This window comes from Streptomyces sp. NPDC056580, assembly GCF_042793175.1.
GTDB lineage: Bacteria > Actinomycetota > Actinomycetes > Streptomycetales > Streptomycetaceae > Streptomyces.
This window is the reverse complement of record NZ_JBHTVE010000002.1, coordinates 589,076-614,167: the sequence shown is the minus strand read 5'-3', so window position 1 is coordinate 614,167 and position 25,092 is coordinate 589,076. Positions and strand designations below refer to the sequence as shown.

Below are 25,092 nucleotides of genomic sequence, written 5' to 3'. Positions count from 1 at the left end.
GGGCGCCGAGGGCTAGGGTGGCCACCGTACAAGCACTCGCGGGAGCCCGGACGCACCGGGCTGAGAGGGAGGCTGGCGGCCTCCGACCGTACGAACCTGATCCGGGTCATGCCGGCGAAGGGAGGGGCTGGACGCCCATGCCGTCACGTACGTCCGACGTCCTCGTCATCGGGGGCGGGATCATCGGCCTGGTCACGGCCTGGCGTGCCGCGCAGCGCGGGCTCGCCACGGCCGTGGTGGACCCCGAGCCCGGCGGCGGGGCCGCGCGGGTCGCGGCGGGGATGCTGGCCGCGGTCACCGAACTGCACCACGGCGAGGAGAGACTGCTCGCCCTCAACCTGGAGTCGGCCCGCCGCTACCCGGACTTCGCGGCCGAGCTGACCGAACTCACCGGCCACGACCTGGGCTACCGGCGCTGCGGCACGCTCGCCGTGGCGCTCGACTCGGACGACCGCGCCCACCTGCGGGAGCTGCACGCCCTCCAGCGGCGCTCGGGACTCGACTCCGTGTGGCTGTCGGGGCGGGAGTGCCGGCGTCTGGAGCCCATGCTCGCGCCCGGGGTGCGCGGCGGGCTGCGGGTCGACGGCGACCACCAGATCGATCCCAGACGGCTGGCGTCCGCCCTGGTGGCCGCGTGCGAGCGGGCCGGGGTCGTGTTCCACCGGTGCTGGGCCGAGCGGCTCGACGTCGCCGGGGGCCGGGCCGCCGGGGTCTCCGCGGCGGACGGCACCCGGCTGGGCGCGGGGCAGGTGGTGCTGGCGGGCGGCAGCCTCAGCGGGCGGCTCGCGGGCGTCCCGGACGACGCGCTGCCCCCGGTGCGGCCGGTGAAGGGCCAGGTGCTGCGGCTGACCGTGCCCAGGCGGTACGCGCCCTTCCTGAGCCGCACCGTGCGGGCCGTTGTGCGCGGGAGCCAGGTCTACCTGGTGCCCCGGGAGAACGGCGAGCTGGTCGTTGGCGCGACCAGCGAGGAGCTGGGCTGGGACACCACGGTGACCGCCGGCGGTGTGTACGAGCTGCTGCGCGACGCCCACGAGCTGGTCCCGGGGATCACCGAGCTGCCCCTCACCGAGACCGGGGCCGGCCTGCGCCCCGGCTCCCCCGACAACGCCCCGCTGCTCGGCCCGTCCTCGCTCGACGGGCTGCTGCTGGCCACCGGGCACTTCCGCAACGGCGTGCTGCTCACCCCGGTCACCGGGGACGTCATGGCCGCGCTGCTGGCCGGCGGCGAGCTGCCGGAGGCGGCCCGTCCGTTCACCCCGGAGCGCTTCGGCGCCGTACTCGTGGAGCAGCCCGCATGAGCATCTGTGTCTCGGTCAACGGCGAGCGCCGGGAGATCGTCCCGGGCACCGCGCTCGATGCGCTGGTGCGGTCCCTGACCGCGGCGCCCTCCGGGGTGGCCGCGGCCGTCAACGAGACGGTCGTACCGCGCGGGCGGTGGGCGGCCACCGCGCTGCGCGAGGGCGACCGCGTCGAAGTCCTCACCGCCGTACAGGGAGGCTGACCACATGACCGACGACCCCTTCCTGGTGGGCGGGGTGCCCTTCGGGTCCCGGCTGATCATGGGCACCGGCGGCGCGCCCAGCCTGGAGGTGCTGGAGCGCGCGCTGGTCGCCTCCGGCACGGAGCTGACCACGGTGGCGATGCGGCGGGTCGATCCCGGGGTGCACGGCTCGGTGCTTTCGGTCCTGCAGAGGCTCGGCATCCGGGTGCTGCCGAACACCGCGGGCTGCTTCACCGCGGGTGAGGCCGTGCTGACGGCCCGCCTCGCGCGCGAGGCGCTCGGCACCGACCTGGTCAAGCTGGAGGTCATCGCCGACGAGCGCACCCTGCTGCCGGATCCGGTGGAGTTGCTGGACGCGGCGGAGACGCTGGTCGACGAGGGTTTCACGGTGCTGCCGTACACGAACGACGATCCCGTGCTGGCGCGCAGGCTGCAGGACGTGGGCTGTGCGGCGGTGATGCCGCTCGGCTCCCCGATCGGCTCCGGGCTCGGGATCCGCAACCCGCACAACTTCCAGTTGATCGTCGAGCACGCGCGCGTGCCGGTGATCCTGGACGCGGGCGCCGGCACGGCCTCGGACGTCGCCCTGGCGATGGAGCTGGGCTGCGCCGGTGTGATGCTCGCCTCCGCCGTGACGCGGGCCCAGCGGCCCGAGACGATGGCCGCCGCGATGCGGCACGCGGTGGAGGCGGGGCGGCTGGCCCGGCTGGCCGGCCGGATCCCGCGCAGGCACTTCGCCGAGGCCTCCTCCCCCGCCGCCGGGCGCGCCGACCTGGACCCGGAGCGGCCCGCGTTCCGGTCCGGCGCGCTGCCGGACTCCGTCTAGTCCGTCCGCCTCCAGGGCTCGGCCCGTCCGCCTCCGGGACCGTCACAGGTCTGCTGCAGTCCGTCACCGGAATGGCGCAGCGTGGGGCGGTGTCCGTCGGCCCTCGTACACTCGCCTGCGTGGATACGCCCCTTCAGGACCCGATCGTCGGGCAGGTGCTCGACGGACGCTACCGCGTCGACGCGCGGATCGCGGTCGGCGGGATGGCCACGGTCTACCGGGCCCTGGACACCCGCCTGGACCGGGTCCTCGCGCTCAAGGTGATGCACCCGGCCCTGGCGGCCGACGGGTCGTTCGTGGACCGGTTCATCCGGGAGGCCAAGTCGGTCGCCCGGCTCGCCCACCCCAACGTGGTGCAGGTCTTCGACCAGGGCACCGACGGGGGCTACGTGTACCTGGCGATGGAGTACGTCGCGGGATGCACCCTGCGGGACGTGCTGCGCGAGCGCGGGGCGCTGCAGCCCCGGGCGGCGCTGGACATCCTGGAGCCGGTGCTGGCCGCGCTCGGCGCGGCGCACCGGGCCGGGTTCGTGCACCGGGACATGAAGCCCGAGAACGTGCTGATAGGCGACGACGGCCGGGTCAAGGTCGCCGACTTCGGGCTGGTGCGTTCGGTGGACACGGTGACCGGCACCACGGGCTCCGTCCTCGGCACCGTGTCGTACCTCGCGCCCGAGCAGGTGGAGCAGGGCGCCGCCGACCCCCGTGTCGACGTCTACGCCTGCGGTGTCGTCCTCTACGAGATGCTGACCGGCGGCAAGCCGCACTCCGGGGACTCCCCCGCGCAGATCCTGTACAAGCACATCCACGAGGACGTGCCCCCGCCCTCGGCGCTCGTGCCGGGGCTGCCGCCGGAGCTGGACGAGCTGGTCGCCTCGGCGACCGCGCGCACCCCGGACCTGCGGCCGGACGACGCCGCGGCCCTGCTCGGCCAGGTGCTGCGGGCGCGTGCCGGGCTCAGCGCCGGGCAGCTCGACGCCGTGCCGCCGCGGGCGCTGACCGTGGAGCACGACAACGCCGGGGACCGCACGAGTGTGATCCCGCGCTCGCTGACCGTGCCCCGGCCGCTGCCCGTCAACGAGGACGCGGGCCCGGCGGACGTCCGGTACACCAGCCGGCTGCAGAGCCCGCCGGTCCCCGCGCGGCGGGGGCCGCTCCGCCCGGGACGCGGGCTGGCCGCCCTCGTCGCCGTCGTGCTCGTCGTCCTCGGCGTGGGCGCCGGGGTCTGGTACATCAACTCCGGGCAGTTCACCAAGGTCCCGCCGCTGCTGGCGAAGACCGAGGAGCAGGCGACGGCGCGGCTGAAGGAGTCCGGCCTCCACGTCAAGGAGGTCAAGCGCGAGTTCAACGACACGGTCAGGAACGGCACGGTCGTCAGCTCCGACCCGACGGCCGGGTCCCGTATCCGGGGCAACGGCTCGGTGACCCTGGTCATCTCCCGTGGACCCAGGATCGTGAAGGTGCCCGACCTGCGCGGGGTGCCGTTGGCCGAGGCGCGCTCGCGGCTGAAGTCCGCCGGGCTCGAGCCGGGCATGGTCAACCGCGACTTCAGCGACAGCGTGGCGCGCGGCTCGGTGATCGGCACCGACCCGGAGACGGGCACCGCGCGGCACGCGGGCTCGGCGATCGCGCTCCTGGTCAGCAAGGGCAGTCCGGTCGACGTGCCGGACGTCACCGGTGAGGACCCGGACAGCGCCCGGCAGGACCTTCAGGACGCGGGGCTGAAGGTCCGGATCGCCGTGCAGCGGGTCAACTCCGAGTTCGACAAGGGCCGGGTCGCCCGGCAGAGCCCGGGGGCCGGGGGCCGGGCCGCCGAGGGCGACACGGTGACGCTGATCCTGTCCAAGGGCCCGGAGATGGTGAAGGTGCCGGACGTGGTCGGCTCCAGCGTGGACGACGCCACGCAGCGGCTCGAGGCCGCCGGCTTCGAGGTGAACGAGGACCGCGGCCTGCTCGGGCTGTTCGGCGACACCGTGCGGAAGCAGTCGGTGGACGCGGGCGGCAAGGCGCCCAAGGGATCGACGATCACGATCACCATCCGCTGAGCCGGTGAGCGGGGTCACCGGGGACCGCGGCCCGGCGGCGGGGGACGGCATGACACCCTGAACGGGTGACATCCCAGCCGTCCCAGCCGTCCCGTTCCGCCGCGCCGCCCCTTGCCGGCCCCGCCCGCAACCCGATCGGCGGTCACGTTCCGGTGGCCGGGGGTCTGCACTCGGTGGGGCTGTCCTACGCCCGCGATCTGAAGGCCGAGACCGTGCAGGTCTTCGTCGCCAATCCGCGCGGGTGGGCCACGCCGGCCGGGAACCCGCGGCAGGACGAGGCGTTCCGCGAGGCGTGCGCCGCGGAGTCGGTCCCGGCGTACGTGCACGCCCCCTACCTGATCAACTTCGGCTCGCACACCGAGGCGACCGTGGAGCGCTCGGTGGAGTCGCTCAGGCACTCGCTGCGGCGCGGCCGGGAGATCGGGGCGCTCGGCGTGGTGGTGCACACGGGCAGCGCGACCGGCGGACGGGCGCGGGATGTGGCGCTGAAGCAGGTGCGCGCCCGTCTGCTGCCGCTGCTGGACGAACTGACCCACGACGACGACCCGTTCCTGCTGCTGGAGTCGACCGCCGGGCAGGGCGCCTCGCTGTGCTCCCGCACCTGGGACTTCGGACCGTACTTCGAGGCGCTGGACGCCCACCCCAAGCTCGGCGTCTGCCTGGACACCTGTCACGTCTTCGCCGCCGGGCACGACCTGAGCGGCCCCGGCGGCATGCACCAGACCCTCGATCTGCTGGTCGGCACCGTCGGCGAGGGCCGGCTGAAGCTGATCCACGCCAACGACTCCAAGGACGTGGCGGGCGCGCACAAGGACCGGCACGAGAACATCGGCGCCGGTCACATCGGCGAGGACCCGTTCCGCGCGCTGATGACCCACCCGGCGACGGCGGGCGTGCCGCTGGTCATCGAGACCCCGGGCGGCAAGGAGGGGCACGCGGCGGACGTGGAGCGGCTGAAGAGACTCCGAGATTCCTGACCCCCGTACGGAATAGGGAATACCCCTGGGGGGTATGCGGTTCCCATGGGCACGGGAACCGTCCGTCCGGCATTGGGGGACCTCATGGAGCACACGGCGCACACCCACCACCAGCACGGCCCGGGCCACGACCACGGGTCCGGCCACGGTCACGGCGCGGCGAGCTGGCCGATGGCCGCGCAGGCCACCCTGCACTGCCTCACCGGCTGCGCCGTCGGCGAGGTGCTGGGCATGGTCGTCGGCACCGCGCTCGGCTGGGGGAACCTGCCGACCACGCTGCTGGCCGTCGCCCTGGCCTTCCTCTTCGGCTACTCGCTCACCATGCGCGGGGTCCTGCGGGCCGGCGTCGACCTGCGGACCGCCGTCCGCGTGGCCCTTGCCGCCGACACCCTGTCCATCGCCGTGATGGAGGTGATCGACAACGGCACGATCCTGGTCTGGCCGTCCGCGATGGACGCCACGCTCGCCGACACGCTGTTCTGGGTCTCGCTGGCCGTCTCGCTGGTGATCGCGTTCGTCGTGACCACCCCGGTCAACAAGTGGACGATCGGGCGGGGCAAGGGGCACGCGGTGGTGCACCGGTACCACCACTGACCCGGCCGGGGCGCCGGGACCGCGCGAACCCCGTCCATGCCCGCCGGGATCAGAGCTCGGGACCCTCCCCGGGCTCTTCCTGGTAGGAGTAACGCTGCTCCTTCCAGGGGTCGCCGACGTTGTGGTAGCCGCGCTCCTCCCAGAAGCCGCGCCGGTCGGCGGTCATGTACTCCACGCCCCGGACCCACTTCGGGCCCTTCCAGGCGTACAGGTGCGGGACGATCAGGCGGACCGGGAAGCCGTGTTCGGCGGTGAGCAGTTCGCCGTCCTTGTGGGTGGCGAAGACCGTGCGGCCGGAGGCGAAGTCGGCGAGCCGCAGGTTGGAACTGAACCCGTACTCAGCCCACACCATCACATGGGTGACGTCCGCGGCCGGCGGGGCGAGGTCCAGGATCGCCCGGGCCGGGACGCCGCCCCACTCCGCGCCCACCATGCTGAACTTCGTCACGCAGTGCAGGTCGGCGACCACGGTGGTGTACGGCAGCGCGGTGAACTCATCGTGGTCCCAGGTGTGCTTGTCGCCGTCGGCGGTGGCGCCGAAGACCCGGAACTCCCAGCGCTCGGGCCGGAACTTCGGCACCGGGCCGTAGTGCGTGACCGGCCAGCCACGCTGCAGCCGCTGCCCCGGCGGAAGCTCGGACCCTGCCGCTTCTCCAGACGCTCGCTCCACCGGATGACCCATGTATCCATCCTGACAGACCTCGGGCGGTGCCCTTGACCACCCTTCCTCACATCGGACAGATGACGTCAAGACGCCACTTACGTACTAAGTACGCACTTACTGGAAGATCCTCCCGGCCGGTGAAATCATGCGGCGCTAGCCAACCGGTTCGACCACCTGAAGGAGTCCATCGCGATGCAGGGCGACCCCGAGGTCATCGAACTGCTCAACGAGCAGCTGACCGCCGAGCTGACCGCGATCAACCAGTACTTCCTGCACGCCAAGCTGCAGGACCACAAGGGATGGACGAAGCTCGCCCAGTACACCCGGGCCGAGTCGTTCGACGAGATGCGGCACGCCGAGGTCCTGACCGACCGCATCCTGCTGCTGGACGGGCTGCCGAACTACCAGCGGCTCTTCCACGTCCGGGTCGGGCAGACGGTGGCCGAGATGTTCCAGGCCGACCGGCAGATCGAGGTGGAGGCCGTCGACCGGCTGCGCCGGGGCGTCCAGCTCATGCGCGAGAAGGACGACATCACGTCGGCGAACGTCTTCGAGGCGATCCTGGCCGACGAGGAGCACCACATCGACTATCTGGACACCCAGCTCGAGCTCGTGGACAAGCTCGGTGAGGCGCTCTACCTGTCGACGGTGATCGAGCAGAGCCAGCCCGACCCCTCCGGACCGGGCACCGGTGGCTTCGCCACGCAGTGAGCCGCCGCGGACGGCGGCGTCAGGCGGCGTCGTCCAGCCGCTCGAGGGCCGGCACGCGCCGGTCGATCAGCTCCCGGCGTGGGCAGGCGCCCCGGCCGAGCAGCGCCTGGATGCGCCGTACGCAGCCGCCGCAGTCCGTGCCCGCCTTGCAGGCGGAGGCTATCTGGCGGGGGGTGCAGGCGCCGTCCTCCGCATGCTGCTTGACCTGGGCCTCGGTGATGCCGAAGCAACTGCAGACGTACACGCGGATTCACCTCCCGACGGGATCGCTGATGTACTGCCGTCCCGTTTCCGGTGAGGCAAACCTAACCTAACCCATCCCGTCAGAGGTGCGAAAGCGCGAGGGGCGCGGATCCGCTGTGATCCGCGCCCCAGATCGCTCACTGGTCCCGGTACATCTCCGCGACCAGGAACGCGAGGTCGAGGGACTGGCTGCGGTTCAGCCGCGGGTCGCAGGCCGTCTCGTAGCGCTGGTGCAGGTCGTCGACGAAGATCTCGTCGCCGCCGCCCACGCACTCGGTGACGTCGTCCCCGGTCAGCTCCACGTGGATGCCGCCCGGGTGGGTGCCGAGCGCCTTGTGGACCTCGAAGAAGCCCTTGACCTCGTCGAGCACGTCGTCGAAGCGGCGTGTCTTGTGGCCGGAGGCCGCCTCGAAGGTGTTGCCGTGCATCGGGTCGGTCACCCAGGCCACCGTGGCACCGGACGCCGTGACCTTCTCGACCAGCTCGGGGAGCCGGTCGCGGATCTTGTCGGCGCCCATGCGGACGATGAAGGTCAGCCGGCCCGGCTCCCGCTCGGGGTCGAGGCGGTCGATGTACCTCAGCGCCTCCTCGGCCGTGGTGGTCGGGCCGAGCTTGATGCCGATCGGGTTGCGGATCCGGGAGGCGAACTCGATGTGCGCGCCGTCGAGCTGCCGGGTGCGCTCGCCGATCCACACCATGTGCCCGGAGACGTCGTAGAGCTTGCCGGTGCGGGAGTCGACCCGGGTCAGGGCGGACTCGTAGTCCAGCAGCAGCGCCTCGTGCGAGGAGTAGAACTCGACGGTCTTGAACTCCTCCGGGTCGGTGCCGCAGGCCCGCATGAAGTTCAGCGCGCTGTCGATCTCCCGCGCGAGCTGCTCGTAGCGCTGCCCGGACGGGGAGGACCTCACGAAGTCCTGGTTCCAGGCGTGCACCTGGCGCAGGTCGGCGTAGCCGCCGGTGGTGAAGGCGCGCACCAGGTTCAGCGTGGAGGCCGAGGCGTTGTACATGCGCTTCAGCCGCTCGGGGTCCGGGACGCGGGCTTCCTCGGTGAAGTCGAAGCCGTTGACGGAGTCGCCGCGGTAGGTCGGCAGCGTCACGCCGTCCCGGGTCTCGGTCGGCTTGGAGCGCGGCTTGGAGTACTGCCCGGCGATCCGGCCCACCTTCACCACGGGCACGGAGGCGGCGTAGGTCAGGACGGCGCCCATCTGGAGCAGCGTCTTGAGCTTGTTGCGGATGTGGTCGGCGGACACCGCGTCGAAGGCCTCGGCGCAGTCGCCGCCCTGGAGGAGGAACGCCTCTCCCTTGGCGACGGCCGCCATCCGGGCGCGCAGCTGGTCGCACTCGCCCGCGAAGACGAGCGGCGGATACGACTCGAGGTCCGCGATCACTGCGCGCAGAGCCTCGGGGTCGGGGTACTCGGGCTGCTGCGCCGCGGGCAGGTGTCGCCAGGTGTTGCCAGCGCTCGCGCTGGTCTTAGCGTTCACGGTCACCTTCTAAACATTACGGGGTCGTGTCCCGTGTCCTGCGTCCGGCTCGAAGGATGAGACGGACTGATTGCCCCGTGGACGCCGATCGCCCCGTGTGCGTCCGGCCGGTGCGGTAGGGTTGCCGGCATGTTCGCGCATTCGATCCAGAACTGGTGGTGGACCGCTTCTCCGGCGGCCCACTGACTGCGCGTACGCAAGACTTCGCGAAGGCCGCCCGAGGGGCGGCCTTCGGCGTTTCCCGGGGCCGTTCCTCTCCGTCCGACAGACGACCGAGAAGGAGCCCCACCCGTGAACCTGCAGGACCTGTTGTCCGACCCCCGCCCGTTCGCCCTGCTGCGCCGGCGCACCCCCGGGCGGGAGGAGCACCCGGTGGAACTGCTGCTCGGCCCCGTCACCGCCCGGGACCGGCTGGCCGACCTGCCCGACGAGGGCCTCGCGCTCGTGCCGTTCCGGCAGATCCGCGAGCGCGGCTTCGACGTCCGGGACGACGGCACCCCGCTGCTGGTGCTGACCCCGCAGGAGTCGTACGAGATCCCGTTCGCCGAGGCCCTGCGCGCGCTGCCGCGCCACGAGGTGCGGGTCGAGGGCGGGGGCTTCGACGTCGGCGACGAGGAGTACGGCGAGATCGTCGGGCGGGTGCTGCGCGAGGAGATCGGCCGGGGCGAGGGCGCCAACTTCGTGATCCGCCGGACGTACGAGGGAGAGATCCCCGGGTTCGGGCGGGCCGACGCGCTGGCGCTGTTCCGGCGGCTGCTGGAGGGCGAGCGGGGCGCGTACTGGACGTTCCTGGTGCACACCCCGGAGCGGACGCTGGTCGGCGCCAGCCCCGAGGTGCACGTGCGGATGTCGGGCGGGACGGTCGTGATGAACCCGATCAGCGGGACCTACCGCTACCCCGCCGGCGGGCCCACGCCGGAGCATCTGCTGGACTTCCTCGCCGACGGCAAGGAGATCGAGGAGCTGTCCATGGTCGTCGACGAGGAACTGAAGATGATGTGCACCGTCGGCGACATGGGCGGGGTGGTCGTCGGGCCGCGCCTGAAGGAGATGGCTCACCTCGCGCACACCGAGTACGAGCTGCGCGGCAAGTCCTCCCTCGATGTCCGGGAGGTGCTGCGCGAGACCATGTTCGCGGCCACGGTCACCGGGTCGCCGGTGCAGAACGCCTGCCGGGTCGTCGAACGGCACGAGGCCGGCGGGCGCGGCTACTACGCGGGCGCGCTGGCCCTGCTCGGGCGGGACTCCGGCGGCGCCCAGACGCTGGACTCCCCCATCCTGATCCGCACCGCCGACATCGCCGCCGACGGCCGGCTGCGCGTCCCGGTCGGCGCCACGCTGGTGCGCGGCTCGGACCCGGCGGGCGAGGTGGCGGAGACGCACGCCAAGGCGGCGGGGGTGCTCGCGGCCCTCGGGGTACGGCCGTCGGCGCCGCGCACGCCCGGCGCGCGCCCCCGGCTGGCCGACGATCCCCGGGTGCGGGCCGCGCTGGACGGGCGCCGGGCCTCGCTCGCCCCGTTCTGGCTGCGGATGCAGGAGCGGTCCGAGACCCTCACGGGGCACGCGTTCGTGGTCGACGGCGAGGACACCTTCACGGCGATGCTCGCGCACGTGCTGCGCTCCGCCGGGCTCGAGGTGACCGTCCGGCGCTACGACGAGCCGGGGCTGCGGCAGGCCGTGCTCGCGCACGAGGGCCCCGTGGTGCTGGGGCCGGGCCCGGGCGACCCGTCCGACCCGGCCGACCCGAAGATGCGCTTCCTGCGGGACCTGGCCGCCGCCCTGATCGGGGAGCACCGGCACGGCGTGCTCGGGGTCTGCCTGGGGCACGAGCTGATCGCGGCCGGGCTGGGTCTCGAGATCGTCCGCAAGGAGGTCCCCCACCAGGGGGCGCAGACCACGATCGACCTGTTCGGGCGGCCGGAGACGGTCGGCTTCTACAACAGCTTCACGGCCCGCTGCGACGACGAGGCCGCCCGGGAGCTGGCCGCGCACCACGTGGAGGTGAGCCGGGCGGAGAACGGCGAGGTGCACGCGGTCCGCGGCCCGGGGTTCGCCGGGGTGCAGTTCCACCCGGAGTCGGTGCTGACGCTGAACGGCGCGGCGGTCGTGCGGGAGCTGGTCGGCGAGCTGCGCGGGGCGAGCAGGGCGGGCTGACGCCGGGGGCCCGGGGACCGCGGTCCCCGGGCCCCCGGCGCGGGTGCCGGCGCGCCGTCAGCCGAAGAACACCCCGGCCTCCTCGTAGAGCTTCGGATCCACCGTCTTGAGCCTGGCCGTGGCCTCGGCGATGGGGACGCGCACGATGTCGGTGCCGCGCAGGGCGACCATCTTGCCGAAGTCGCCGTCGCGCACGCACTCGATGGCGTGCAGGCCGAAGCGGGTGGCGAGCCAGCGGTCGAAGGCGCTGGGCGTGCCGCCGCGCTGGATGTGCCCGAGCACGGTCGTCCGGGCCTCCTTGCCGGTGCGCTTCTCGATCTCCTTCGCCAGCCACTCGCCGACCCCGGACAGCCGGACGTGCCCGAAGGAGTCCGTCGACTCGTCCTTGAGGACCATCTCTCCGTCCTTGGGCATGGCGCCCTCGGCGACGACGACGATCGGGGCGTACGAGGCCTTGAAGCGGGAGGTGATCCAGGCGCACACCTGGTCGAGGTCGAAGCGCTGCTCGGGGATGAGGATGACGTTGGCGCCGCCGGCCAGCCCGGAGTGCAGGGCGATCCAGCCGGCGTGACGGCCCATCACCTCGCAGACCAGCACCCGCATGTGGGACTCGGCGGTGGTGTGCAGGCGGTCGATGGCCTCGGTGGCGATGCCGACGGCGGTGTCGAAGCCGAAGGTGTAATCGGTGGCTGACAGGTCGTTGTCGATGGTCTTCGGCACGCCCACGCAGGGCACGCCGTACTCGTCGGAGAGCCGGGCGGCGACGCCGAGGGTGTCCTCGCCGCCGATCGCGATGAGCGCCTCGACCTCCTGCTTGCTGAGGTTCTCCTTGATGCGGCGGATACCGCCCTCCACCTTGAGGGGGTTGGTCCGCGAGGAGCCGAGAACGGTGCCGCCGCGGGGCAGGATGCCGCGCACCGCGGGGATGTCGAGGCGCACCGTGTAGTTCTCCAGCGGCCCCCGCCAGCCGTCCCGGAAACCGACGAACTCGTATCCGTACTCCTGCACGCCCTTGCGGACGACGCCCCGGATGACGGCGTTGAGCCCCGGGCAGTCACCGCCTCCGGTCAGCACTCCGACCCGCATGCCACACGTCCCTTCACCGCGGTTACCTGACGCTCACTCACGGTAATGGTGATGCGCGTCACACGGCGAGAGGCGGGGAGGGCGATTCCGGTGAAATGTCGGCGGACCTCGCGGCCGGCCGGTCTCACTCGTCGTCGAGTCCGCGCTCGATCGCGTAGCGCACCAGCTCGACCCTGTTGTGCAACTGCAGCTTGCCGAGGGTGTTCTGGACGTGGTTCTGCACGGTGCGGTGGGAGATGACGAGGCGTTCGGCGATCTGCTTGTAGCTCAGCCCCTTGGCGACCAGCCGCAGCACCTCGGTCTCCCGCTCGGTGAGCCGGGGCGCGCCGGGCCGGTCGTCGCCGTCCGGCGCGGGCGCGGGCTCGGCGGCCAGGCGCCGGTACTCGCCGAGTACCAGTCCGGCCAGGCCCGGGGTGAACACCGGGTCGCCGGCCGCGGTACGGCGCACCGCGTCCAGCAGCTCCCCGGTCGAGGCCGACTTCAGCAGGTAGCCCGTCGCGCCGGACTTCACCGCCTCCAGCACGTCGGCGTGCTCGCCGCTTGCGGAGAGCACCAGGACACGCAGCGCGGGATCGTGGGCGATCAGTTCCCTGCACACCGTCACACCGGGTTTGGCGGGCAGGTTGAGGTCCAGCACGAGGACGTCCGGGGCCGCGGCCTTGGCACGGCGGACCGCCTGTTCGCCGTCGCCGGCGGTGGCGACCACCTCGAAGCCGGACTCGGTCAGGTCCCGGGCCACCGCGTCGCGCCACATGGGGTGGTCGTCGACCACCATGACCCGGATCGGGTCCTGCTGCTGCGTCATCGCCGCTCCGCCTCCCCCAGCGCCCGCAGGGCGCCCTTCGGTACCTTCAACTCGACTTCCGTGCCCTGTCCGGGCACCGAGATCAGCTCGGCGCTGCCGCCGAGGTCGCGCAGCCGGCCGCGGATCGACTGGGCCACGCCCAGCCGGCCCTCGTCCTCGGCCTGCGCCAGCCGGCCCTCGGGGATGCCGGGGCCGTCGTCCCGGACGGTCACGACGATCTCGTCCGGCTCGTCCTCGACCAGGATCCAGGCGCGGGCACCGGTTCCGGCGTGCCGGCGCACGTTGTCCAGGGCCGCCCCGACCGCCGCCGCCAGTTCCCGCGCGGCCGGCCCCGGCAGTTCGACCGGGGCGCCGGGCTCGGCGAGGCTGGTCCGGGCGCCCGCATGGCGGGCGAGCAGCGGGCGCAGGTCGACCGGGCCGTCCGGTTCCCCGTCGTAGGGCTCCTCGACGGCGCGTACGACGGCTCCGTCGGCGGCGTCCTGCGACACCCGGGACACCGGCAGCAGACCGCCGGAGACCAGCGTGCGCAGTGCCGCCTCCTGCTCCCCGGCCAGCCGCCCCAGTTCGGCGGCCTCGCCGCCGAGGTCGGCGCCGCGCCGCTGCACCATCGCCAGCACCTGGAGCACGCCGTCGTGGATGTCCCGGGCGAGCCGCTCGCGCTCCCGGGTCGCCGCCTCGATCTCCAGGGCGCGGGCGAGGGTGCGCTCGGAGGCACGGGCGACCTCGACCACGTAGCCGATGGCGATGGAGGCCACCCAGACCAGGATCACGTTGTGCACGGTGTCCCGGGCCGGGCTGCCGCGCTCCACCAGGTTGGCGGCGGCGACGGCCGTGGAGGCCACGGCGGCCCAGCGCCAGCCGCCCTTGAGCGCGTAGGCCAGCACCGCGCCCGCGGTCCATATCGACGGCAGGGTCGGGCCGCCGCCCACGATCCGCTCGTGGTTGTCGGCGAGCGGGGTGAGCAGGATGCCGGTGAGCGCGACGGTCAGGTCGGCGGCCAGGAAGCCCCTGGTGCAGCTCGCCGCGTTCGCCACCCTGGGCAGGGTGGCGAGGGTCCACACGACCAGGACGGCGTAGTAGCCGACGGCGACCCAGGGGCGCACGAAGTGGTCGTACGCGGTGGCGCACAGGCCGATGGCGTACAGCGTCGTCAGCACCCGGTAGCCGGCCAGCGCGCGCCACAGCGGCAGCTCGACCGACATCCTCATGACCCGCTCGCGCCTGGGCATGGCGCCGCCCCCCGATCCCCCGGTCTCCCCCGTTAGCTCCCGGTCTGCTTCTTCTCCGCCTTCTCCGCCTCCTTGGCCGCCTTCGCGGCCTCCGCGATCTGCCGCTTGGCGGCGGTCGCGTAGATGTCGACGTACTCCTGGCCGGAGAGCTTCATGATCTCGTACATGACCTCGTCGGTCACCGCCCGCAGCACGAACCGGTCGTGCTCCATGCCGTGGTAGCGGCTGAAGTCCAGGGGCTTGCCGATGCGGATGCCCGGGCGCATCAGCTTGGGCATCACCTGGCCGGGCGGCTGGATCTTCTCGGTGTCGATCATCGCGACCGGGATGACCGGGGCGCCGGTGGCGAGCGCCACGCGCGCGAGGCCGCCGGGCTTGCCCCGGTACAGCCGGCCGTCGGGCGAGCGGGTGCCCTCGGGGTAGATGCCGAACAGCTCTCCGCGCTCCAGGACCTCTATGCCGCTCTTGATCGCCGCCTCGCCGGCCCCGCGCGCTCCGGACCGGTCCACCGGCAGCTGTCCGACGCCCTTGAAGAAGGCCGCGGTCAGGCGGCCCTTGACGCCGGGGGTGGTGAAGTACTCGGCCTTGGCGATGAAGGTGACCTTGCGGTCGAGGACCGCGGGCAGGAAGAACGAGTCCGAGAACGAGAGGTGATTGCTCGCCAGGATGGCGGCGCCCACGGGCGGAATGTTCTCCAGGCCCTCCACCCAGGGCCTGAAGGCGACCTTCAGCGGCCCTCCGATGGCGACTTTCATCGTGCCGTACAACACCCGCGTGCCTCCTGTTTCCGTGGGTCAGACCATAACCCGGAGTGCCGCCAATGGGCCCGACGACCCTGGTCGGTGTCGGTGCGGTCGCGTACGGTGAACCACATCCGCCAGTTCTTCACGCCTTTTCCCAGGAACAGGAGCCCGAAAGGTGCCGGTTCTCCCCGGAGCCGAGCCGTACCGCCACGAGGGCGGGGAGGTGGGAGTCCTCCTCTGCCACGGCTTCACCGGCTCGCCCCAGTCGCTGCGCCCCTGGGCGGAGCACCACGCGGCGCACGGTCTGACCGTGTCGCTGCCGCTGCTGCCCGGGCACGGCACCCGCTGGGAGGACCTGCAGGTCACCGGCTGGCAGGACTGGTACGCGGAGGTGGACCGGGAGCTGCGGCTGCTCGCCGGCCGGTGCTCTCGGGTGTTCGTCGGCGGCCTCTCGACGGGCGCCGCGCTGGCGCTGCGGCTCGCCGCGAAGCACGGCGACGGGGTCGCGGCCGTCATGGCCGTCAACCCTGCGAACCGGGTGCACGGCCTGTCCGCGTACGCGCTTCCGGTGGCCCGGCACCTGTTGCGCACGACGAAGCGCGTCGCCGGTGACACGGCCCTGGAAGCCGCCGCGGAGCCGGCCTACGGCCGGGTGCCGCTGCACGCGGCTCACTCCCTGCGGGTGTTCCTGCGCCGGCTGGACGGCGAGCTGCCCCAGGTGACCCAGCCGTTGCTGCTGCTGCGCAGCGCCCACGACCATGTGGTCCCGGCGGCCGACTCGGCGCGCGTGCTGAGCCGGGTGTCCTCCCGGGACGTCACCGAGACCGTGCTGGAACACAGTCGCCACGTCGCGACGTTGGACCACGACGCGGACCGGATCTTCGAGGAGAGCCTCGCCTTCATCGGCCGGCTCGCACCCAGTACCGGCAAGGAAGGGACGGCCGCAGTTGGCTGAGCACGACTCCGACCGCGGGGACCGCGAGCCGGACGACAAGGGGGTGCCCTTCGACGAGGAGGCCGCCTGGCAGGCGATCGTCGCGAGCTACGGCGCCGAGCCGCCGGACCCGCCGGGCAGCCGCCCCTTCAAGCCGGTCGAGGATCTCGCGCTGCTCGAGAAGGAGGCCCCGGACGGGGGCGCCGACGGCCCCGAGGGGCCCGGTGAGCCGCGCTCCGACCGGCCGCTGGGCAGCTCCGTCGCGTTCGCGCCGGGGGTGGGCCCGCGCGACTACCGGGTGGCCGAGCCGTCCGACGACGACCTCGGCGAGGACGACGAGGGCCACTTCGTGCCGCCCGAGCCGCCGCCGCTGCCGACCGCCGACACCACCGCCAGGTTCGCCTGGCTGGGGGTCGTCGGCGGGCCGGTGCTGCTCCTGCTGGCCGTGCTGCTCGGCTGGCAGATGACCTGGTACCTGGCGACCCTGGGCATCGGCGGTTTCCTCGGCGGCTTCGTGACGCTGGTGACGCGGATGCGGACGGACGAGGACGGCGACGACGACCCGGGGCGCGGGGCCGTGGTCTGACCCACTGCCCGCCCGGCCAGCGTCACAAGGACGGGATCCTGAGGGCGGCCAGGACCGGCAGGTGGTCGCTGGCCGCCCTCAGGTCCGCCTCGCGCACGCCCGGCAGGCCGACGGGCACCCCGCAGCCGAGGACCTCGACGCCCTCGGTCGCGAAGAGGGCGTCGATGCGCTGGTGCGGGTCGGCGGCGGTGGAGGTGAACTCGCCGCCCCAGGGGCTGACGGCGCGGCAGTCCTGGAGGGCGGCCGCGAGACGCCGGAAGGTGTGGCCGTCGGGACGCTCGTTGAGATCCCCGCCCGCGACGGCGTGCTCCACGCCCAGTGCGGCGAGCCGGTCCAGGAGCATCCCGCCCTGTGCGCGCCGCTCGTCCTGCCGCAGGCTCAGGTGGCAGCTCAGGACTCCGAGGCGGGCGCCGCCGAACGTCACGACGGCGGTGGCGAAGCCGCGCCGGTGCAGTCCCGGGGTGAGCGGCAGGAGCACGTCCTCGGTGCGCTCGACCGTGGCGCGCAGCGAGCACAGGATCGCCGGGCCCGCCGCCGTCGCGCCCCCGGTGAGGACGACCTGGCCGGAGGCGGCCGCGAGCCGGGCCAGCTTCTTGCGCCAGCGGAAGAAGCGCGGGGCCTCCTGGACCAGGACCAGGTCGGGGGCGCAGGCGGTGATCACCCGGGCGAGCGCGTCGGTGTCGTCGCGCATCGAGCGGACGTTGTAGGCGAGGACCCGGATGACGGCGGAACCGTCCGGTTCGGTGCGGGAGTTGGGAAGCGTCGGGGTTGCCATGACGATCAACATACGACGGTGCCCGCCGTCCCGGGACCGGACTCGGCGGGCACTGCCGTACGCGCTCGTCACATGATCGGATCGGGCTCCCGGGCCAGGTCGGCCGCGCCCACCAGGCCCGCCTTGTTGCCGAGCTGGGCGGCGATCACGTCGGCCACCGGACGCCAGTTGCCGCCGACCAGCCAGCGCTTGTAGGACGTGCGGATCGGGTCCAGGACCAGGTCCCCCTCGTCCGAGAGACCGCCGCCGACGATGAATGCCGAGGGGTCGAAGAGCGAGGCCAGGTCGGCCAGGCCGGCGCCGGCCCAGCGGGCCAGCTCGCGGTAGGAGTCGACGGCCACCGGGTCGCCCTGCCGGGCGGCCATGGAGATGTGCTTGCCCTCGACACCGTCGGGGGTGCCGTCGCCGAGGGAGAGCAGCACCTCGGCGCGCTCGGGGGTGGCGTTGGCGCGCTGCTTGGCGTAGCGCACCAGGGCGCGGCCGGAGGCGTACTGCTCCCAGCAGCCCTGCGAACCGCAGCCGCAGAGCAGGCCGTCCGGCACCATGCGGATGTGGCCGAACTCGGCGGCCACGCCGAAGTGGCCGCGGCGCAGCTTGTTGCCGATGATGATGCCGCCGCCCAGGCCGGTGCCGAGGGTGATGCAGATGACGTTGCGGTGGCCCTTGCCCGCGCCGAACCTGTACTCGCCCCAGGCTGCGGCGTTGGCGTCGTTCTCGACCACGACGGGCAGGCCCACGCGGGCCTCGACCTTCTCCTTGAGCGGTTCGTTGCGCCAGTCGATGTTGGGCGCGAAGTAGACCGTCGAGCGCTGCCGGTTGACGTAACCGGCCGCACCGATGCCCACGCCGACGATCTCGTGCCCGGCGCGCGCGCCCTCCACCGCCGAGGCGATGGCGTCCACGATGGCCTCGGGCGTGGTGGGGGTCGGCACCTTGAACGTCGAGAGGATGTTGCCTTCCTCGTCGACCACGCCGGCCGCGATCTTGGTGCCGCCGATGTCGACGCCGATGGTGAGTCCCATGAATCCCTCAGTTCGGTCGAGCCCCGCTACGGCCAACCGTACCCGAGGCCCCGCTGTGGGAGGGCTTCAGTCCAGGTCGATGCGCTCCCCCGGGCCGCCGTCCTCGCCCCGGCCGGGGCCGTCGGTCCCCTCGCCCTTCGGGCCGGACGTTCCGGTGGTCCAGCGGCGTTCCTGGTTGTGGACGGCGGACCGGTATGCGGCCAGCAGCTCGTTGCCGGCCGCGGCGAGGTGGTCGAACACGTCCGGGTTGCGCTCGAGGACGGGTTCGACGGCGGCTTTCGCCTGCTGGACGACCTGCCGCACCGCCTGCTGGGCGGCGGGGCCGGCGAGGCCCCCGAGGAGCGGGGACTGCAGGCCGGACAGCCTGTCGGCCACGGTGTCCACGAGTCTGCGCAGCTCATCGGCGGCGGAGCCCGGGGGCGGGCCCTGATCGGAGCGGCGGCGGGCGTTCTCGGCGGCGAGGTCCTCGGCGCAGGCCGTGGCCCAGGCGTCGGCGTCGGTCGCCCCCTCCTCGTGGACCTCCGCGGCGGGGTCGGGTGTGGGGCGCTCTTCGCTCATGGCGGACTCCTGACTACGGTTCGCCCCTACGACGTTACCCGAACGGCCCACCCGTTCACCGGCCCGCCGCGGGCCACAGCCCGGGGTCGGGCGCGAACCGGATGCGCAGCTCGCCCTCGCGCAGCCCGGCGCCGGCGACGGTGCAGCGGCGCAGGGCGGAGGGCAGTGGAACGATCCGCCGGAAGGGGCCCGCGCTCACCACGAGTTCGTCGCCGCGCCGGATCAGGTCCAGGTCCTCCCGTACGGCGCCGGGCAGCGGGATGTGCCAGACCAGCACCCCGTCGGCGGCGAGGGCGTCGGTGACGGGCCACTCGACCGGGGCGGGCGCCTGGTTGACGCCCGGGACGGCGAGGGCGTCGAGGTCGTCGGCGCCGTGCGGGTCGCGGCCGAGGTGCGGCACGCAGTGGACCTCGTGCTCCGCCTGCCACTCGGCGAGCGTCTTGCGCTGCTGCGCCAGGAGCCCGGCGAGCCAGCTGTCGGGCACGGTGTCGGGCAGCACGCGGTTGGCGACCAGGCTCTCGGTGCGCAGTCCGCGCAGGGCGAGGCCGAGGCGGGCGGTGCGGACCGCGTCGGCGCCGGCCGGGCCGGGTTCGGCGACCAGGCGCACGGCCGTGTGCCGGTCGGTGAGCACCGCCTCCGCCGCGGCGAGTTCGGTGTCCCAGCGGGCCGCCGTCTCGTACAGCCACTCGGCGGGCATCGGCACGCCGGCCAGCCGGCCGAGGACCGGGCGCAGGGCGCGGGCCGCCTGCCGCTCGGGCGGGAGCAGCCGGCGCAGGTAGCGGCGCAGTTCCTCCGGGAGGGCGAGCAGCGGGAGGGCCTGCGGCAGGGGCGGGAGGTCGACGACGAGGAGGTCGTAGCGCTCGGAGAGGGCGGCGTCCCGCAGGGCGCGCAGAAAGGAGAGTTCCTGGGCGCCGGGCAGCGGGGTCACCTCCTCGGCGTCCAGCCGGGCGGCGCCGAGCAGGTCCAGGACGTTCGCCGCGCGGGTCTGGAAGGCGGTGAGGTCCTGCCGGAAGCGGTCGGCCGCGTCGGGGCGCCAGACGGTGAGGTTCCCGGCGGCCTCGGCGGGGACCGGTCCTGTTCCGGTGCCCAGCGCCGCGCCGAGGGTGTCGGTGTGGTCCGCGCCGAGCAGGAGGGTGCGGGTGCCTGCGGCCGCGGCGCGCCGTGCGGTGGCGGCCGCGACGGTCGTACGGCCGCCGCCGCCCGGGCCCGTGATCAGGAGGGTGCGCATGAGGGTGAACGGTAACGGAAGGGCGGCGGGCCGCCGCCGGTGCCGCGGCCGGGCGGCGTCCCCGGGGCTCCGGAGCCGCGGGCGGCGGGAGCTGTCCGCTCCGGGGCCACGGCGGCCTGGGCGAGACCCGCGGCGGCGCCTAGTGGTCCGACTCCACGCGCTTCTTCAGGCCCGCCAGGGCGCGGTCGATGATGACCTTCTCGGCCTTGCGCTTGATCATGCCGAGCATCGGGATCTTGACGTCGACGGTGAGCCGGTAGGTCACCTCGGTGGCGCCCTGCCCGGCCGGCTTCAGCAGATAGGAGCCGTCCAGGGAGCGCAGCATCTGGGACTTCACCAGCGTCCAGGAGACCTCATGCTCCCCCATCCAGGTGTAGGCCAGCGTCTGGTCGTCCTTGATGGCGCCGGCGTCCATGACGAGGCGGACCTGCTCGGCCCGGCCCCGGCCGTCGGTGGCGAGCACCTCGGCCTCCTTGACCTCGCCGGTCCAGTCCGGGTAGCGGGCGAAGTCGGCGATCACCGCCATGACGTCGGCCGGAGCCGCCTCGATCGTGATGCTCGAACTGGTGTGTTCCGCCATCGCCGTGGCTCCTCCAGATGCGGACCGAAGAGACTCTTGCCGTGCGCGGACCGCGCACGTGTGTGCAGCGTGAAGGCTACCGCGCCCCCGACCAGCCGCCTTCACCCCGTCCGCGTCGGCGTTCCGTCACCATTCCAGCGCCCACGGCCGGCCGGTGCCCGCGAAGTGCCCCACGTTCACGCACTCGGTCGCGCCGATCCGCATCCGGCGCGCCAGCGGCTGGTGGACGTGCCCGAACAGGGCGAACCGCGGTCTGGTGCGGCGGATGGCGTCCAGCAGCGCCCTGCTCCCCCGCTCGAAGCGGCGCGCGACCGTGTCGTAGACCAGTTCGGGCACCTCCGGCGGGATGTGGGTGCACAGCACGTCCACCTCGCCGACCGCCTCGATCTTCGCCGCGTACTCCTCGTCGTCGATCTCGTACGGCGTGCGCATCGGCGTCCGCAGCCCGCCGCCGACGAAGCCGAAGGTACGGCCGGCGATCTCCACCCGTTCGCCGTCCAGCACCGTGGTGCCGGGCCGGGCGTACTCCCGCCACAGGGGCGGCATGTCGACATTGCCGTAGGTGGCGTACGTCGGTGTCGGGAACGCGGCGAACAGCTCGGCGTACTGCTTGCGCACCGCACGCTCGATCGCGGCGGCCCGGTCGGTGCCGATCCCGGCCCACAGCCGGGCCCCGAAGGCGCGCGCCTCCTCGAACCGGCGGGCGGTGCGCAGCTCGACGATCCGGTCCGCGTTCTCCTCGCCGAACAGGTCGGGGAAGATGCCGCGCGAGTGGTCGGCGTAGTCGAGGAAGAGGACGAGGTCGCCCAGGCAGATCAGGGCGTCCGCCCCGTCGCCGGCCCGGGCGAGGTCACGGGCGTTGCCGTGCACGTCGCTGACCACGTGGACGCGGGTGCGTCGGCCGCCGGCCGGTGTGGGTGCCATGGTGATCAAGGGTAGGCGGCGCGCGGCCCTGGTGAACAGTGCCGGTCCGGCCTGCGGTTACTCGCCGGTCGGTTGTGCCGTGGACTACTGTGCGCGAAGGAACGCCAACCTGTGTGACGCAGCGAACATCTCACCTGGACCCCCTGTCGTAGAGGCCATACCGGCGGGTAACGTCCGGGCCGTCCAGTCGTGCTCTGGATTTCAACATGTGAATCGGCATGTGGTTCCCGGAGCACACCCGAGCCTTGGACCGCACCGTCGCATCACACAGAGTCGTGGCGCCGGCGCCCTATGAGGAGCAGCAGTCTTGCGCGAGTTCAGCCTTCCGGCTTTGTACGAGGTCCCTGCCGACGGCAACCTGACCGACATCGTCCGCAGAAACGCCGCGCAGCATCCCGACGTCGCCGTGATCGCCCGCAAGGTGGGCGGTGTCTGGCAGGACGTGACGGCGACCCGGTTCCTCGCCGAGGTGCGCACCGCCGCCAAGGGCCTCATCGCCGCCGGTGTGCAGCCGGGCGACCGGGTGGGGCTGATGTCCCGCACCCGGTACGAGTGGACGCTGATGGACTTCGCGATCTGGAGCGCGGGCGCGGTGACCGTGCCGGTGTACGAGACCAGTTCGCCCGAGCAGGTGCAGTGGATCCTGTCCGACTCGGGCGCGACCGCCTGTGTCGTGGAGCTGGACAGCCACGTGGCCGCCGTGGAGTCGGTGCGGGCCTCGCTGCCCGCACTGAAGCACGTCTGGCAGATCGAGGCCGGCGGCCTGGAGGAACTGGCCCGGCTCGGCCAGGGCGTCGCGGACGCGACCGTGGAGGAGCGCGGCTCCCTCGCCCGCGCCGACGACCCGGCGACGATCGTCTACACCTCCGGCACGACGGGCCGCCCCAAGGGCTGTGTGCTCACCCACCGCAGCTTCTTCGCCGAGTGCGGCAACATCGTCGAGCGGCTGCGCCCGCTGTTCCGCACCGGCGAGTGCTCGGTGCTGCTCTTCCTGCCGCTGGCGCACGTCTTCGGCCGGCTGGTGCAGATCGCCCCGATGATGGCGCCCATCAAGCTGGGCTGCGTCCCGGACATCAAGAACCTCACCGACGAACTGGCCGCGTTCCGGCCGACCCTGGTCCTCGGTGTGCCGCGCGTCTTCGAGAAGGTCTACAACACCGCCCGGGCCAAGGCGCAGGCGGACGGCAAGGGCGCGATCTTCGACAAGGCCGCGGACACCGCGATCGCCTACAGCAAGGCGCTGGACGCCCCGTCCGGCCCGTCCCTCGGCCTGCGGATCAAGCACAAGGTCTTCGACCGGCTGGTCTACAGCAAGCTGCGCGCGGTCCTCGGCGGCCGCGGCGAGTACGCGATCTCCGGCGGCGCCCCGCTGGGCGAGCGGCTCGGCCACTTCTTCCGGGGCATCGGCTTCACGGTGCTGGAGGGCTACGGCCTGACCGAGTCCTGCGCGGCGACCGCGTTCAACCCCTGGGACCGGCAGAAGATCGGCACGGTCGGCCAGCCGCTGCCCGGCTCGGTGATCCGGATAGCGGACGACGGCGAGGTGCTGCTGCACGGCGAGCACCTGTTCAAGGAGTACTGGAACAACCCGGGCGCGACCGCCGAGGCGCTGGCGGACGGCTGGTTCCACACCGGCGACATAGGGACCCTGGACGAGGACGGCTACCTGCGGATCACCGGACGCAAGAAGGAGATCATCGTCACGGCGGGCGGCAAGAACGTGGCCCCGGCCGTGATCGAGGACCGGATCCGGGCGCACGCGCTGGTCGCCGAGTGCATGGTGGTGGGCGACGGGCGGCCGTTCGTCGGCGCGCTGGTCACCCTGGACGAGGAGTTCCTCGGCCGCTGGGCCGAGGAGCACGGCAAGCCGGCCGGCTCCACCGCCGCGTCGCTGCGCGAGGACCCCGAGCTGCGGGCGGCGATCCAGTCGGCGATCGACGACGGCAACGCCGCGGTGTCCAAGGCGGAGTCGGTGCGCAAGTTCCGCGTCCTGACCCAACAGTTCACGGAGGAGTCGGGCCACCTCACCCCGTCGCTGAAGCTCAAGCGGAACGTGGTGGCGAAGGACTACGCGAACGAGATCGAGGCCATCTACGCCAAGTAGGCCGCCTGCTGAGAGCACGTCACGGCGCGGGTCCCCGGGCGGGGACCCGCGCCGACGGCGTTCGTGCCCACGGCCGGCCGAGCGGGCGCCCGCCGGCCGCGTCCGTCCAGGGCCTGCCGCGGGAGCGGCCTCGTCGCCCGAAGGGCTGCCGCTCCCGCGGCAGGCCCTAGAGCAGGTCCTTGAGCTTCTCCGCCAGCAGGTCCCAGCGCCACCTCTCCTCGACCCACCGGCGGCCGCGCTCGCCCATCCGGCGGCGCAGCCCGGCGTCGCCGAGCAGGGCGGTGATCCGCTCGGCCGCCTCGGCCGGCTCGCCGCCGCGGACGACCCAGCCGGTCTCGCCGTCCAGCACCGCGTCCGGCGCGCCGCCCGAGTCCCCGGCGACGACCGGCAGCCCGGTGGCGGAGGCCTCCAGGTAGACGATGCCGAGGCCCTCCACGTCCAGCCCGCCGCGCCGGGTGCGGCACGGCATGGCGAAGACGTCGCCGGCGCCGTAGTGCGCGGGCAGCTCGGACCAGGGCACGGCGCCGGTGAAGCGCACCGAGGCGTCGACGCCGGTCTCCCGGGCCAGCCGGCGCAGGTCACGCTCGTAGGGGCCGCCGCCGACGATCAGCAGCACGGCGTCCGGCTCGGCGGCCAGGATCCGGGGCATGGCGCGGATGAGGGTGTCCTGGCCCTTGCGCGGCACCAGCCGGGAGACGCACACCACCACCGGCCGCTCGGTGAGCCCGAGCCGCGCCCGGACCTCGTCGCCGCCGGAGTCCGGGTGGAAGGTCTTCTCGTCGACCCCGGGCGGCAGTTGCGTCATACGCCGGGCCGCGTCCTCGGTGAGGGCGGCCGCGATCCGGGAGCGGGTGTACTCGCCGAGGTAGGTGAGGGTGTCCGTGGACTCGCCGATCCGGCGCAGCAGCCGGCGGGCCGCGGGGAGCTGGGCCCAGCCGGCCTCGTGACCGTGGGTGGTCGCCACCAGCCGCTCGGCGCCCGCCCTCCTGAGGGCCGGCGCCATCAGGCCGAGCGGCGCGGCCGCCCCGAACCACACCGAGGTGCAGCCGTGCTCCCGCAGAAGGCCGGTCGCCCGGCGGGTCGCCGCGGGCGTCGGCAGCAGCATGGTCGTACGGTCGCGTACGACGGTGAAGGGCTGGTCCTCGTCGAAGGCGGCCGTGGCCCGGGCGCCCTCCTGTCCGCGCTTCCAGGTGGAGGCGTAGACGACCAGCCGCTCGGGGTCCAGCCGGAGGGCCATGTTGTGCAGGAACGCCTGGATGCCGCCCGGCCGGGGCGGGAAGTCGTTGGTCACGATGAGGGTCTTGTGCATCGCCGCCGAC

General features: G+C 73.2%; 26 protein-coding genes and 1 riboswitch. Of the genes, 12 read left to right on the top strand and 14 right to left on the bottom strand.

Annotated elements, in window-relative coordinates; all coding sequences use genetic code 11:
* Nucleotides 1–28: 28 nt before the first annotated feature.
* Nucleotides 29–140, top strand: a riboswitch (TPP riboswitch).
* From thiO to ACFQ9Z_RS06515, 6 genes are all read left to right on the top strand, one after another.
* A complete protein-coding gene (gene thiO, locus ACFQ9Z_RS06540; RefSeq protein WP_383011649.1) occupies nt 138–1,298 on the top strand; it encodes a glycine oxidase ThiO in 1,161 nt (386 codons plus the stop codon). It overlaps the preceding riboswitch by 3 nt.
* 2 nt (nt 1,299–1,300) lie before the next feature.
* Nucleotides 1,301–1,501, top strand: coding sequence for a sulfur carrier protein ThiS (gene thiS / locus ACFQ9Z_RS06535; RefSeq protein WP_383011858.1), 201 nt, complete (start codon nt 1,301–1,303; stop codon nt 1,499–1,501).
* Between the two features lie 4 nt (nt 1,502–1,505).
* A complete protein-coding gene (locus tag ACFQ9Z_RS06530; protein WP_383011645.1) occupies nt 1,506–2,327 on the top strand; it encodes a thiazole synthase in 822 nt (273 codons plus the stop codon).
* Nucleotides 2,328–2,446: 119 nt separating this feature from the next.
* Nucleotides 2,447–4,372, top strand: coding sequence for a Stk1 family PASTA domain-containing Ser/Thr kinase (gene pknB / locus ACFQ9Z_RS06525; RefSeq protein WP_383011642.1), 1,926 nt, complete (start codon nt 2,447–2,449; stop codon nt 4,370–4,372).
* Nucleotides 4,373–4,437: 65 nt separating this feature from the next.
* Nucleotides 4,438–5,349 carry a deoxyribonuclease IV gene (locus ACFQ9Z_RS06520; protein ID WP_383011639.1) on the top strand — a complete coding sequence of 304 codons (912 nt, stop codon included), beginning with the start codon at nt 4,438–4,440 and terminating at the stop codon, nt 5,347–5,349.
* 84 nt (nt 5,350–5,433) lie between these two features.
* A complete protein-coding gene (locus ACFQ9Z_RS06515; RefSeq protein ID WP_383011855.1) occupies nt 5,434–5,943 on the top strand; it encodes a DUF4396 domain-containing protein in 510 nt (169 codons plus the stop codon).
* Between the two features lie 49 nt (nt 5,944–5,992).
* Here the strand turns inward: ACFQ9Z_RS06515 and ACFQ9Z_RS06510 are convergent, their stop codons facing one another.
* Nucleotides 5,993–6,625 (bottom strand): sulfite oxidase-like oxidoreductase, encoded by a 633-nt coding sequence (locus ACFQ9Z_RS06510; protein ID WP_383011636.1) that lies wholly within the window; start codon nt 6,623–6,625, stop codon nt 5,993–5,995.
* Between the two features lie 174 nt (nt 6,626–6,799).
* On the opposite strand from ACFQ9Z_RS06510, the gene bfr reads away from it, so the two are divergent.
* The gene (gene bfr, locus ACFQ9Z_RS06505; RefSeq protein WP_383011633.1) at nt 6,800–7,318 is read left to right on the top strand and encodes a bacterioferritin; all 519 of its coding nucleotides are present in this window, start codon (nt 6,800–6,802) and stop codon (nt 7,316–7,318) included.
* Between the two features lie 19 nt (nt 7,319–7,337).
* Here the strand turns inward: bfr and ACFQ9Z_RS06500 are convergent, their stop codons facing one another.
* Together ACFQ9Z_RS06500 and ACFQ9Z_RS06495 are read right to left on the bottom strand one after the other, a co-directional pair.
* Nucleotides 7,338–7,562, bottom strand: a complete 225-nt coding sequence (locus ACFQ9Z_RS06500) for a bacterioferritin-associated ferredoxin (RefSeq protein WP_383011630.1) — start codon at nt 7,560–7,562, stop codon at nt 7,338–7,340.
* Between the two features lie 136 nt (nt 7,563–7,698).
* Entirely contained in the window at nt 7,699–9,051 is a 1,353-nt protein-coding gene (locus tag ACFQ9Z_RS06495) for a class II 3-deoxy-7-phosphoheptulonate synthase (RefSeq protein WP_383011627.1), read from the bottom strand.
* A 123-nt stretch (nt 9,052–9,174) separates the two neighbouring features.
* On the opposite strand from ACFQ9Z_RS06495, the gene ACFQ9Z_RS06490 reads away from it, so the two are divergent.
* Nucleotides 9,175–9,231: a trp operon leader peptide gene (locus tag ACFQ9Z_RS06490; RefSeq protein ID WP_142195936.1), complete on the top strand. Its 57-nt coding sequence runs from the start codon at nt 9,175–9,177 to the stop codon at nt 9,229–9,231.
* Nucleotides 9,232–9,336: 105 nt separating this feature from the next.
* Nucleotides 9,337–11,199 carry an anthranilate synthase family protein gene (locus ACFQ9Z_RS06485; RefSeq protein ID WP_383011624.1) on the top strand — a complete coding sequence of 621 codons (1,863 nt, stop codon included), beginning with the start codon at nt 9,337–9,339 and terminating at the stop codon, nt 11,197–11,199.
* Nucleotides 11,200–11,256: 57 nt separating this feature from the next.
* On the opposite strand, the gene ACFQ9Z_RS06480 is transcribed toward ACFQ9Z_RS06485, so the two are convergent.
* The 4 genes from ACFQ9Z_RS06480 to ACFQ9Z_RS06465 all read right to left on the bottom strand — a co-directional run bounded on the left by ACFQ9Z_RS06480 (nt 11,257) and on the right by ACFQ9Z_RS06465 (nt 15,089).
* Nucleotides 11,257–12,285: a 6-phosphofructokinase gene (locus tag ACFQ9Z_RS06480; RefSeq protein WP_383011621.1), complete on the bottom strand. Its 1,029-nt coding sequence runs from the start codon at nt 12,283–12,285 to the stop codon at nt 11,257–11,259.
* Nucleotides 12,286–12,409: 124 nt separating this feature from the next.
* Complete coding sequence (locus ACFQ9Z_RS06475) at nt 12,410–13,090, bottom strand: response regulator (protein ID WP_383011618.1); 681 nt, start codon at nt 13,088–13,090, stop codon at nt 12,410–12,412.
* Nucleotides 13,087–14,319, bottom strand: a complete 1,233-nt coding sequence (gene macS / locus ACFQ9Z_RS06470; RefSeq protein WP_383011614.1) for a MacS family sensor histidine kinase — start codon at nt 14,317–14,319, stop codon at nt 13,087–13,089. The genes ACFQ9Z_RS06475 and macS overlap by 4 nt, the downstream gene beginning before the upstream one ends.
* A gap of 32 nt (nt 14,320–14,351) precedes the next feature.
* On the bottom strand, nt 14,352–15,089 hold the full coding sequence (locus ACFQ9Z_RS06465) for a lysophospholipid acyltransferase family protein (RefSeq protein WP_383011610.1): 738 nt from the start codon (nt 15,087–15,089) through the stop codon (nt 14,352–14,354).
* A gap of 148 nt (nt 15,090–15,237) precedes the next feature.
* Between ACFQ9Z_RS06465 and ACFQ9Z_RS06460 the strand changes: the two genes are divergently transcribed.
* Both ACFQ9Z_RS06460 and ACFQ9Z_RS06455 read left to right on the top strand, forming a co-directional pair.
* Complete coding sequence (locus ACFQ9Z_RS06460) at nt 15,238–16,017, top strand: alpha/beta hydrolase (RefSeq protein WP_383011607.1); 780 nt, start codon at nt 15,238–15,240, stop codon at nt 16,015–16,017.
* Nucleotides 16,010–16,582, top strand: coding sequence for a hypothetical protein (locus ACFQ9Z_RS06455; RefSeq protein WP_383011604.1), 573 nt, complete (start codon nt 16,010–16,012; stop codon nt 16,580–16,582). The genes ACFQ9Z_RS06460 and ACFQ9Z_RS06455 overlap by 8 nt, the downstream gene beginning before the upstream one ends.
* A gap of 22 nt (nt 16,583–16,604) precedes the next feature.
* Here the strand turns inward: ACFQ9Z_RS06455 and ACFQ9Z_RS06450 are convergent, their stop codons facing one another.
* From ACFQ9Z_RS06450 to ACFQ9Z_RS06425, 6 genes are all read right to left on the bottom strand, one after another.
* The gene (locus ACFQ9Z_RS06450) at nt 16,605–17,357 is read right to left on the bottom strand and encodes an endonuclease/exonuclease/phosphatase family protein (RefSeq protein ID WP_383011601.1); all 753 of its coding nucleotides are present in this window, start codon (nt 17,355–17,357) and stop codon (nt 16,605–16,607) included.
* Between the two features lie 68 nt (nt 17,358–17,425).
* On the bottom strand, nt 17,426–18,379 hold the full coding sequence (locus tag ACFQ9Z_RS06445; protein ID WP_383011598.1) for an ROK family glucokinase: 954 nt from the start codon (nt 18,377–18,379) through the stop codon (nt 17,426–17,428).
* A 66-nt stretch (nt 18,380–18,445) separates the two neighbouring features.
* Nucleotides 18,446–18,937 carry a DUF5304 domain-containing protein gene (locus tag ACFQ9Z_RS06440; protein ID WP_383011594.1) on the bottom strand — a complete coding sequence of 164 codons (492 nt, stop codon included), beginning with the start codon at nt 18,935–18,937 and terminating at the stop codon, nt 18,446–18,448.
* A gap of 55 nt (nt 18,938–18,992) precedes the next feature.
* Complete coding sequence (locus tag ACFQ9Z_RS06435) at nt 18,993–20,165, bottom strand: ArsA family ATPase (protein WP_383011591.1); 1,173 nt, start codon at nt 20,163–20,165, stop codon at nt 18,993–18,995.
* A gap of 139 nt (nt 20,166–20,304) precedes the next feature.
* A complete protein-coding gene (locus ACFQ9Z_RS06430) occupies nt 20,305–20,745 on the bottom strand; it encodes an SRPBCC family protein (protein ID WP_383011588.1) in 441 nt (146 codons plus the stop codon).
* Between the two features lie 126 nt (nt 20,746–20,871).
* Nucleotides 20,872–21,669 carry a metallophosphoesterase gene (locus tag ACFQ9Z_RS06425; RefSeq protein WP_383011585.1) on the bottom strand — a complete coding sequence of 266 codons (798 nt, stop codon included), beginning with the start codon at nt 21,667–21,669 and terminating at the stop codon, nt 20,872–20,874.
* 307 nt (nt 21,670–21,976) lie between these two features.
* Here ACFQ9Z_RS06425 and ACFQ9Z_RS06420 point away from each other — a divergent pair, with 307 nt between their 5' ends.
* Nucleotides 21,977–23,773, top strand: coding sequence for an AMP-dependent synthetase/ligase (locus tag ACFQ9Z_RS06420; protein ID WP_383011582.1), 1,797 nt, complete (start codon nt 21,977–21,979; stop codon nt 23,771–23,773).
* A 166-nt stretch (nt 23,774–23,939) separates the two neighbouring features.
* Here the strand turns inward: ACFQ9Z_RS06420 and ACFQ9Z_RS06415 are convergent, their stop codons facing one another.
* The gene (locus ACFQ9Z_RS06415) at nt 23,940–25,082 is read right to left on the bottom strand and encodes a glycosyltransferase family 4 protein (protein ID WP_383011578.1); all 1,143 of its coding nucleotides are present in this window, start codon (nt 25,080–25,082) and stop codon (nt 23,940–23,942) included.
* Nucleotides 25,083–25,092: the final 10 nt, after the last annotated feature.

What these genes read in the sequence shown, in the direction of transcription:
- thiO (WP_383011649.1), top strand. Translation starts at nt 138, where the DNA reads ATGCCGTCACGTACGTCCGACGTCCTCGTCATCGGGGGCGGGATCATC.
- ACFQ9Z_RS06530 (WP_383011645.1), top strand. Translation starts at nt 1,506, where the DNA reads ATGACCGACGACCCCTTCCTGGTGGGCGGGGTGCCCTTCGGGTCCCGG.
- ACFQ9Z_RS06515 (WP_383011855.1), top strand. Translation starts at nt 5,434, where the DNA reads ATGGAGCACACGGCGCACACCCACCACCAGCACGGCCCGGGCCACGAC.
- ACFQ9Z_RS06510 (WP_383011636.1), bottom strand. Translation starts at nt 6,625, where the DNA reads ATGGGTCATCCGGTGGAGCGAGCGTCTGGAGAAGCGGCAGGGTCCGAG.
- bfr (WP_383011633.1), top strand. Translation starts at nt 6,800, where the DNA reads ATGCAGGGCGACCCCGAGGTCATCGAACTGCTCAACGAGCAGCTGACC.
- ACFQ9Z_RS06480 (WP_383011621.1), bottom strand. Translation starts at nt 12,285, where the DNA reads ATGCGGGTCGGAGTGCTGACCGGAGGCGGTGACTGCCCGGGGCTCAAC.
- ACFQ9Z_RS06475 (WP_383011618.1), bottom strand. Translation starts at nt 13,090, where the DNA reads ATGACGCAGCAGCAGGACCCGATCCGGGTCATGGTGGTCGACGACCAC.
- macS (WP_383011614.1), bottom strand. Translation starts at nt 14,319, where the DNA reads ATGCCCAGGCGCGAGCGGGTCATGAGGATGTCGGTCGAGCTGCCGCTG.
- ACFQ9Z_RS06450 (WP_383011601.1), bottom strand. Translation starts at nt 17,357, where the DNA reads ATGGCAACCCCGACGCTTCCCAACTCCCGCACCGAACCGGACGGTTCC.
- ACFQ9Z_RS06445 (WP_383011598.1), bottom strand. Translation starts at nt 18,379, where the DNA reads ATGGGACTCACCATCGGCGTCGACATCGGCGGCACCAAGATCGCGGCC.
- ACFQ9Z_RS06440 (WP_383011594.1), bottom strand. Translation starts at nt 18,937, where the DNA reads ATGAGCGAAGAGCGCCCCACACCCGACCCCGCCGCGGAGGTCCACGAG.
- ACFQ9Z_RS06435 (WP_383011591.1), bottom strand. Translation starts at nt 20,165, where the DNA reads ATGCGCACCCTCCTGATCACGGGCCCGGGCGGCGGCGGCCGTACGACC.
- ACFQ9Z_RS06430 (WP_383011588.1), bottom strand. Translation starts at nt 20,745, where the DNA reads ATGGCGGAACACACCAGTTCGAGCATCACGATCGAGGCGGCTCCGGCC.
- ACFQ9Z_RS06425 (WP_383011585.1), bottom strand. Translation starts at nt 21,669, where the DNA reads ATGGCACCCACACCGGCCGGCGGCCGACGCACCCGCGTCCACGTGGTC.
- ACFQ9Z_RS06415 (WP_383011578.1), bottom strand. Translation starts at nt 25,082, where the DNA reads ATGCACAAGACCCTCATCGTGACCAACGACTTCCCGCCCCGGCCGGGC.